The 4827-nt window shown below is 66.8% G+C and carries 5 protein-coding genes and 1 pseudogene; all 6 read right to left on the bottom strand.

What is annotated here, in order from left to right; genetic code table 11:
• Nucleotides 1-340, bottom strand: a 340-nt coding sequence (locus MOV74_RS31340) for a DUF2076 domain-containing protein (protein ID WP_246930806.1), incomplete at its 3' end; no start/stop codon positions are given.
• A gap of 126 nt (nt 341-466) precedes the next feature.
• Nucleotides 467-1312 (bottom strand): ChbG/HpnK family deacetylase, encoded by an 846-nt coding sequence (locus MOV74_RS31335; protein ID WP_246930804.1) that lies wholly within the window; start codon nt 1310-1312, stop codon nt 467-469.
• Nucleotides 1309-2385, bottom strand: a complete 1077-nt coding sequence (locus MOV74_RS31330; RefSeq protein ID WP_246930802.1) for a glycosyltransferase family 2 protein — start codon at nt 2383-2385, stop codon at nt 1309-1311. Before MOV74_RS31330 ends, MOV74_RS31335 begins: the two co-directional genes overlap by 4 nt.
• A 100-nt stretch (nt 2386-2485) precedes the next feature.
• On the bottom strand, nt 2486-3463 hold the full coding sequence (gene hisG / locus MOV74_RS31325) for an ATP phosphoribosyltransferase (protein WP_246930800.1): 978 nt from the start codon (nt 3461-3463) through the stop codon (nt 2486-2488).
• 4 nt (nt 3464-3467) lie between these two features.
• Entirely contained in the window at nt 3468-4619 is a 1152-nt protein-coding gene (locus tag MOV74_RS31320) for an ATP phosphoribosyltransferase regulatory subunit (RefSeq protein WP_246930798.1), read from the bottom strand.
• 122 nt (nt 4620-4741) lie between these two features.
• A pseudogene (locus tag MOV74_RS31315) lies at nt 4742-4827 on the bottom strand (16S rRNA (uracil(1498)-N(3))-methyltransferase); the annotation flags it as partial.

Raw genomic sequence — 4827 nt, 5'->3', positions numbered from 1 at the left:
CGCTGTTCCACACCGGCCGTGCGTCACGCGGCGGCACGTTCGGAACCGAGCCGCGCGAGGGGCCTCCGCCGAACAGCGTGTCACGCATCGTATCGAGGAAGCCGCCGGACGGCGCGGACTCGGGCGCATGGGCCGCTTCCAGCTCCTGGATGCGGTTATGAGCACGTTTCAGCGCTTCGTCCTGCAACAGCGTGGTCTGCACCAGCGCGTAGATCGCGCCCGGCGCTTTGCGCAGGCCGTCCGAGATCGCGGCGATGGCGTCGGGATCGCGGGGGGCATTTTCCAGTTTCGAAAGCCGATCGAAAAGGTCGTCGACGAGCTGGCGTTCCTGCGGCGTCATGATCAATCTCCTTCGCGCAAAACAAGCGCGCAGCAGATGTAGGGTTCCATTGTGGCCCCAACAGTGCCGGCCGGATTAAATTTCGGTATGCGACAAGCTGCCCCTGCAGCTTGCTTTCAGCCGGATTCATCCGAGCGTGGCGCCGCTGTCCGCCAGCAGACGCGCAAAGGCGTCGCTTGAGAGATAGGCGTGCTCGCGTTCGCGGACATCCGTCATCGGGTCGAGGCCGGCGAGGATGTCGTCGACGAAGCCGGGATGGCACATCACGAGGCCGCCATCCGGCAAGCCTTCCAGGAATTGCCGCATCAACTCGCCAAAATCGGCCGCCCGCGTGAAGTCATAGGCGCCGGCAAAGCCGGGGTTGAAGCTGAGGCCGGCGCTGCCGACGCGGCGGCGGAATTGCGCGCTCAGGATATCGAGCACCATGGCCTTGGGCGAGGCCAGCCTCTGCTTGAGCGGCAGGTCGCGGCCGCCCTGGCGCACCCATGCGTTCGGCGCGACTTCGGCGACCGCATCGACAAAGCCGTCGCGCACCTGGGGATAGAGCTGCACGTGCTGATGGCCGTCGACGAAATCAGGCGCGCGCCCGAACGCCTCCGCGAAGGCGGCGAGTTGCGCCTTCACCTCGTTGCGGAAGAATTCAGGGTCGAGCCGCCGCAAAACGCCCGCGCGCAGCAGTTTTGGAAACGGCATGAACATGTCGCCGTCGAGCGGACGAAAATGCATGGTGAGCGGCCGGAACGGCGCCGACAGCGTCACGTGCAATCCGATCGCGCAGCGCGGGCTTTGCCTGGCTGAAGCCTGAAGCGCCTCGACCTCGCTGCGCTCGATCGCCGGGCCCACCATCATCACCGAGGTGGCGTTGAGGCGGCCGCGTTCGATCAGGTCGCGGATGGCGCGGTTGACGCCCGGGCTGATGCCGTAATCGTCGGCGCAGAGCCAGATCCGCCGCAGGACCGCGGCCGCGCTCATTCGGCCGCGGTCCTCTTCGGGGCGTCCTGACTTGAAGGGTCCTGACTTGAAGCGTGCTGGGCCTTGTCGGTTTCGAAGGGCTTTTCACTGTGCTCGGCGACGAAATAGATCGGACGCGCCTTCAGCTCGGACAGGATCTTGCCGATATATTCGCCGACGATGCCGATCATGATGAGCTGGACGCCGCCGATCGTCATCAGGCCGATCACGAGCGAGGGATAGCCGGGCACCTGCTTGCCGGTCGTGAACACCTCCCAGAGGATCGAAAGGCCGAACAGGAAGGCGCCGCCGGCGAGAATGACACCGAGCAGGCTCGCGAAGCGCAAGGGTGCGACCGAAAACGAGGTCAGGCCCTCGATCGACAGGCCAAGCAGGCTTGCGGCGTTGAAGGTGGTGACGCCATGGGCTCGCGCCGCAGGCTCGTAATCGACGCGGATCTGGCGGAAGCCGATCCAGCTGGCGAGGCCCTTGAAGAACCGGTTGCGTTCCGGCAGCTGCCTGAGGGCTGCGACCGCGCGCGGCGAGAGCAGGCGGAAGTCGCCGGCGTCCTCGGGAATCTTCTGGCGCGCGCCCCAATTGATCAGCGCGTAGAAGCCGTGCACGGCGACGCGTCGCAGGAAGCCCTCGTTATCGCGATGCGCCTTGGCGGTGTAGACGACGTCATAGCCGTCATCGATCCAATGCCGCACCAGCTGTTCGATCAGGGCCGGCGGATGCTGGCCGTCGCCGTCCATGAACATGACGGCGCCGAGCCGGGAATGGTCGAGGCCGGCCATCAGCGCCGCCTCCTTGCCGAAATTACGCGACAGCGACACCACCTGGACGCCGATCGCATCGGCCGGCAATGAACGCGCAATCGAGAGCGTCGCGTCCTTGCTGCCGTCGTCGACATAGACGACCTCGCAAGCCAGCCGATAGCGCTCCCGCAAGGTCTTCGCGAGATCGCAGATGCGCTGGTGCAGGGCGGCGAGGCCCGCCGCCTCGTTGTAGACGGGGACGACTATCGACAGTCCCTTCGCGGCGGCGCTGGCCGCGGTGGTCGTCATGCCGGAAACGTCAGAGCCCAGCGTCATCGATCAAGGTTCCAGAGGCGTTCAAAGTCATCTCAACAGCATATGGTAGCTGCCGTTTGCTGTCGCAAAGCTGAACGGAACAGCCGAACGGACGTGGGGCTCACCGCCGCAGGAACGCCTCGAGCTTGGCGAACAGCGGGTTCTCCCGGTCGAACACATAGTCGAGCGAAACCACCGAGACGGTCTCGGCGCCATGCTCGCGCAGGAAGCTTGCCAGCGCATAAAGCTGCCCCGGTGGGCAGTGCAGCGTCAGCATGCCTGACGAGGTCGGTCCGCCGAACGGGGTCTCGACGCCGTACCGGCTGTGGGCTTCGCCGAGCAGGGCGGCGTCGCATTGCCGGAAGCGGGTGCGGACCTCCCGGTACTTGTTGGCCCGCGCCCGCGCTGCGATGTGATCGAGAATGACGCGCGCCGTCTCCCGCGCCTGCGGCGACCAGTCGGCCTCCTTCGACGCCACGAGATTGGCCTGGCTGCGCAGGATCACGCCGTCGTCGAGCACCCGCAAGCCGTTGGCGGCGAGCGTCGCGCCCGTCGTGGTGATGTCGACGATCAGCTCGGCGCTGCCGGCTGCCGGCGCGCCTTCGGTTGCGCCTGCGCTTTCGACGATGCGGTAGTCGGTGATGCCGTGGCTCTGGAAGAACGCGCGGGTGAGATTGACGAACTTGGTCGCGACCCGCATCCGCATGTGATGCTGCTCGCGGAAGCCGGTGGTGACGTCGTCGAGATCGGCCATGGTGCGGACGTCGATCCAGGCCTGCGGCACCGCCACGACGACGTCGGCATAGCCGAAGCCGAGCCCTTCGATCAGCGACACGCGCTTGTCGGCATCCGCGATGGTCTCGCGCACGAGATCCTCGCCGGTGACGCCGAGATGCGCAAAGCCGCGCGACAGCTGCGAGGCGATCTCGCTCGCCGAGAGATAGGCGACCTCGACATTGTCGAGGCCTGCGATGGTGCCGCGATAGTCGCGGGCGCCGCCGGCCTTCGACAGCTTGAGGCCGGCGCGGGCAAAGAAGGCTTCGGTGTTTTCCTGAAGGCGGCCCTTGGAGGGAACGGCCAGAACGAATGGCGCGCTCATGATTTTAAGCTCCCACCTTGCGGCCGATCCGGGTCAGCGCGTCCACCCAGACCGAGAAGCCGACCGCGGGGATCGGCTCGCCCGAACCGAGCTGGGTCATCAGCCGGTCATAACGGCCGCCGGCAACCAGCGGTTCGGCGCCGTTGCCCCGGTGATGCAGCTCGAATTCGAAGCCGGTGTAATAGTCGAGGCCGCGACCGAACGCGGTCGAGAAGCGCGTCTGCTTCACGTCGATGCCGCGCGCCGCCATGAAGCCGACCCGGCTCTCGAACTGATCAATCGCCGCAGCAAGGTCGAGCTTGGCATCAGTGGTGAGCGCGCGCAGCCCGGCGATGGCGTCGTCGGGATTACCTGCGATCGACAGGAAGCGCTTGAGCACGGTGATCGCCTCGCGCGGCAGCGCGCCGCCCTTCAGCGTCGATTGCTCGAGGAAGCGGTCGGCGATCTCGGCCGTGGTGCGCCCGCCGACATTGGTGGTGCCGGCGATCGACATCAGATCGGTGACGAAGGCGAGCGCCGCCTTGCGATCGGAGCCGGCCAGCGCGGCGAGCACGCCCTCATATTCGCTGGGGGACGCGGTGGTCGCGGCCGCCAGCCGCTCCAGATCCTGCTCCAGGCTGATCTTGCGGTTGAAATCCTTGACCAGGCGGCGGCGCCAGACCGGATAGAGGTCGAGCGCGTCGAGCAGCGCATTGAACAGCGCTACGTCGCCGGTGCGGATCTCGACGTCTTGGACGCCGAAGGCCGCGGTTGCCTCCAGCGCCAGTGCCAGCGTCTCGGCGTCGGCTGCGGCGCGGTCCTGGCGGCCGAACGATTCGATGCCGGCCTGCAGGAATTCGCTGGCCTGGCCGCTGCGGTAACGAAACACCGGGCCCAGATAGCTGAACCCGGCCGGCTGGCCGGCGCGGTCGGAGGCGAGATAGTCGCGGGCGACGGGAATGGTCAGGTCCGGGCGCAGGCACAGCTCCTCGCCGGACAGATCCGTCGTCAGATACAGACTCTTGCGGATGTCCTCGCCGGAGAGGTCCAGGAACGGCTCGGCCGGTTGCAGAATGGCGGGCTCGGCCCTGACATAACCGGCCTGCGCGAACGACAAGAGCAGCGTGTCCGCCCAGGCGGCGGAGCCGGCAGCATTTGAGGTGGCAGTCGCGGTCATAACAGGGGTCCATTGTCCCGGTGGAACCGGGCAGGCAGGGGATAAGGACAGGATTGGCGCAGCCCTTAGCATGGCCGATGCGCGGTTTCGACCTCCAAAGGATCAATCGCTTAACGGGTGGCTCAGGCGGTCTTGCCGCCCCAATCGCCCAGCACCGCCTGCACCAGCGCCAGCGCCGCCACGGCGGCGGTGTCGGCCCGCATGATCC

Origin of the sequence: Bradyrhizobium sp. SHOUNA76, assembly GCF_023006445.1 — a bacterium.
In the GTDB taxonomy this organism is placed as follows: Bacteria; Pseudomonadota; Alphaproteobacteria; order Rhizobiales; family Xanthobacteraceae; genus Bradyrhizobium.
The sequence above is the reverse complement of the archived record's forward strand: the minus strand, read 5'-3'. Positions and strand labels throughout refer to the sequence as shown.